This window comes from Citreimonas sp., assembly GCF_042096055.1.
In the GTDB taxonomy this organism is placed as follows: Bacteria; Pseudomonadota; Alphaproteobacteria; order Rhodobacterales; family Rhodobacteraceae; genus Citreimonas.
Window position 1 is genome coordinate 46,142 of the sequence record NZ_JBELMH010000005.1, and the last position, 3,495, is coordinate 49,636.

General features: G+C 67.5%; 4 protein-coding genes. All 4 read right to left on the minus strand.

The window, feature by feature from the left end; translation table 11 throughout:
• Position 1: 1 nt before the first annotated feature.
• Positions 2–940 carry a cytochrome c oxidase subunit II gene (gene coxB, locus ACFDTC_RS02610; protein ID WP_375257308.1) on the minus strand — a complete coding sequence of 313 codons (939 nt, stop codon included), beginning with the start codon at positions 938–940 and terminating at the stop codon, positions 2–4.
• The gene (locus ACFDTC_RS02615; protein WP_375257309.1) at positions 940–1,431 is read right to left on the minus strand and encodes a c-type cytochrome; all 492 of its coding nucleotides are present in this window, start codon (positions 1,429–1,431) and stop codon (positions 940–942) included. Before ACFDTC_RS02615 ends, coxB begins: the two co-directional genes overlap by 1 nt.
• A complete protein-coding gene (locus ACFDTC_RS02620) occupies positions 1,428–2,279 on the minus strand; it encodes a c-type cytochrome (protein ID WP_375257310.1) in 852 nt (283 codons plus the stop codon). Before ACFDTC_RS02620 ends, ACFDTC_RS02615 begins: the two co-directional genes overlap by 4 nt.
• 16 nt (positions 2,280–2,295) lie before the next feature.
• Positions 2,296–3,495: GMC oxidoreductase (locus tag ACFDTC_RS02625; protein WP_375257311.1), on the minus strand; the 1,200-nt coding region annotated here is incomplete at its 5' end.

Genomic DNA, 3,495 nt, shown 5'->3' on the forward strand with positions numbered 1-3,495 from the left:
GTCATTTCAGGCTCGCCAGCCAGGCCGTCACGGCGCGCAGTTCAGGGCCGCTCAGGTGGTTGTAAGAGGGCATCTTGGCCCCGGGCTTCATGTCCTGCACGTCAGCGATCCAGCCGGCGAGGTTGCCCTTGTTCATGCGCCACATGCCGGCGCCCAGCGTGGCGCGGCCGCCGACGCGGGTCAGGTCGGGGCCGAGCATGCCGCCCTCGGCCACGCCGCGGACCTGGTGGCAGGCGGGGCAGCCGGCCGTTTCGAACACCTCGCGCCCGGCGACGAGTTGGGGTTGTGCCGCATCCTCGGCCTCGCCCATCGTGTCCTCGAACCAGCGCAGGAACTCCTCGGGCTCCAGAACGACCACCTCGAAGGCCATCAGCGGATGCGACAATCCGCAGAACTCGGCGCACTGGCCGCGAAAGCGCCCGGTCTCGGTGGCCGTTACCGTCAGCGTGTTGGTGCGGCCGGGGATCATGTCCATCTTGCCGGCGATGGACGGCACCCAGAAGGAATGGATCACGTTGTCGGACATCAGCCGCAGCGTGACCGGCTGGCCGCGCGGCAGGACGATCTCGTTGGCGTCGCGCATGGCGAGGCCGCCGGGATCGTAGACCACGTCCCACCAGAACTGCTTGCCGGTGACGTCGATCACCAGCGAATCCGGATGCGCGCGGGTGATGGCCTGCAGCGTCGAGGTCGAGAACACCATGACGATCAGGATCGACACCAGCGGCAGAACCACGCCGCCGCCGACGATCCACCAGGTGCGCCCGCCGCTGCGCGTCCAGGCGTACCAGACCAGCGCGATGAGCAGCAAAAAGACCACGCCGAAGGCGATGGTCATGCCCCAGGTCAGCGGCAGGATCGCCGCCGCCCCCTGCCCCGCGGGATCGAGCGTCGATTGCGATCCGAATTCGCTCAGCGTGGATTGGTCGAAAGGCTCCATCAGGATCCCCGCGGGTTCAGCAGGTACGCGGCCATGTCGCGGGCCTCGTCCTCGGTCAGGCCCAGCGCGGGCATGGCGGTGCGCGGCGCGAAGGCCGGCGGGTCCATCAGCCAGCGCGTCAGGTCGCCCGGATCGTTGGGCAGGATCCCGGCGATGTAGCCGCGCGACGCGAAGTCGTGCAGCGGAGGCCCGACCGAGCCCTGCGCGCTGCGGATGCCGGGAATGACGTGGCACGATCCGCAGCCGTGGAGCACCATCAGGTCGGCGCCCCGAACGGGATCTCCATGCAGAACCTGGCGGCTCGCCGACTGCCAGTCGGGTGGGGTGTTGTCCGGATCGGGGCGGAACCACGCCGCCACGCCCGTGGCCAGATCGTCCACCGGCTGCCACAGGGTGCGTGCCGGCCCCTCCGAGGGCGGCATCGCGGACCAGACCATCGAAGCCGTCGCGACCAGAAGCGCGGCCAGTATGCCGATCAGTCTCACAATCATTCGGTTTCGACGTCGAGCGTCTCGGCCATCGACTCGATCTCGGGCGACAGGCCCGTCGCGCCAAGGTTCCAATCCGCGTCGCGTTCGTCATCGGCGCGCACGCGGGCGTAGTATTCGCTGACCGCGCGCATGTCCTCGTCGCTCATCTTGCTGGCGATCGCCGACATCACGTTCATCGGGTCGTTGTCGCGCGTGCCTTCGCGCCACAGCATCAACTGGTGTTCCATGTAGGTGGCGTATTGCCCGGCCAGGTACGGCACGGACGGCGGATTGCCCGTACCGGACGGCCCGTGGCAGTTCACGCAGGCCGGGATGCCCTTTTCGGCCGAGCCGACCGCGCCCAGCATCCCGCCCCATTGCAGCAGGTCCGGAGAGATCTCGCCCGTCACGTTGCGGAACGGCGCGTCGATGGCGGCATAGTAGGTCGCCACAGCCTCCATCTCCTCCTCGGTCAGCTTCTGCGCGATGCCGGTCATGATCTCGTTCGGCCGCGCGCCCGAGGCGTAGTCCATCAGCTGCTTGTACATGTACCAGCCCGGCAGCCCGGCCAGCCGCGGGAACACGCCGGACCCGTCGCCGCGCCCGTTGGCGCCGTGGCACGTCACGCAGGCCATCCCCGAGCCGCCGCTTTCCGCGCCGCCCATGGCGACGAGACGGCCGCTTTCCAGCAGGTCGTCGTCCACCGGCTCCTCGACGCGGGCGTTGAACAGTGCCCGCTCGCTGTCGAGGTTGGCCATCAGCGCGTCGATGCCGGGCGTATCCGCGTAGTCCTGCGCGCCCGCCGACAAGGCGACGAGAGAACCAACCGTGAGAACCGCAGCGGCGGTGATCTTGCTCAGGGGTGTCATGCGCGCAACTCCTGTATCAGGCGTCCATCAGCGGTCGGGGATTCGGAAGGTAGTCGTTCTTCATGTGCTCAAGCGTCCAGTACGCCAGCCCCATCAGCGGCCCCGTCGGGTTGTAGCCGAGGTTCTGCGGGAACAGGCATGCGCCGAAGACGAAGACGTTGTGGTGGTCCCACATCTGGCCGTAGCGGTTGACCACGCTGGTCGACGGATCGGTGCCGATCACCGCGCCGCCGGTGTTGTGCGTCGTCTGGTAGGGCACGATGTCGTAGTTGCTGCCCTGCGCGGCCAGGTTCGAGGACGTGACCGACTGCACGTGTTCCATGTTCTCGGCGATCTCGACGGCGCGGTTCATGACGTAGTCGGACATGCGCCGGTCGTTGTCGGGAAAGTTGAACGTCATGCGCAGCAGCGGGCGGCCGTAGGCGTCGGTCCAAGTCGGGTCGAGGTCGAGGAAGTTCTCGGGTGTCGACATGCTCGAGCCGTGGACCACCAGGTCGCCGTGGTGGCCGTAGTTCTCGCGCACCGCGCGCTTCCATTCCGCGCCCCAGCGCGGGGTGCCGTCGGGCACCGGCTGATAGCTGATCGGGCGCCCGTGGTACTGCTTGCAGGCGATGTAGCCGCCGCCGACGAAGCCCAGGTCCGAATGGTCGAAGTTGTCGCCGTTGTAGTCGTCGACGACCACGCCAAGCGCGCCCGCGCCCATGAAAGGGTTGGTGACGACGCTGTCGTCGAAGAACGCGTCGACCGAGGCGATGGTCTGGTATGCGTAGTTGCGGCCGACTACGCCGGTGCGGGTCTCGGGGTCGTAGGGCTTGCCCAGGCCCGACACCAGCATCAGGTGTACGTTCCACAGCGCATAGGCGTTCATGCAGATCGTGTCGGCGGGCTGGAAGTATTCCCGCCCGTCCGGCCCGAGGTACAGCGCTCCGGTCGCGGTTTGCCCGTCGGCGGATTTCTCGATCCGCAGGACTTGGCTCTCGAAGCGGATCTCGAAGTTCTCGTGCTCCTTGATCCGGTCGTAGACGCAGATGATCGGGTCGGCCTTGGCGAAATAGCCGCAGCCGAAGCGTTCGCAGAAACCGCAATAGGTGCAGGGGTGCAGCTTTGCGCCGTAGGGGTTCTCGTATTCGCGCGTGACGTTGGCCGACGGCATCGGGAACGGGTGCAGGCCCATGCGTTCCGCCGCACGCCCGAACAGCGTGTTCGAGATCGGCTG

Coding starts and splice junctions, on each gene's coding strand:
- ACFDTC_RS02620 (WP_375257310.1), bottom strand. CDS start 2,279: ATGACACCCCTGAGCAAGATCACCGCCGCTGCGGTTCTCACGGTTGGT.
- coxB (WP_375257308.1), bottom strand. CDS start 940: ATGGAGCCTTTCGACCAATCCACGCTGAGCGAATTCGGATCGCAATCG.
- ACFDTC_RS02615 (WP_375257309.1), bottom strand. CDS start 1,431: ATGATTGTGAGACTGATCGGCATACTGGCCGCGCTTCTGGTCGCGACG.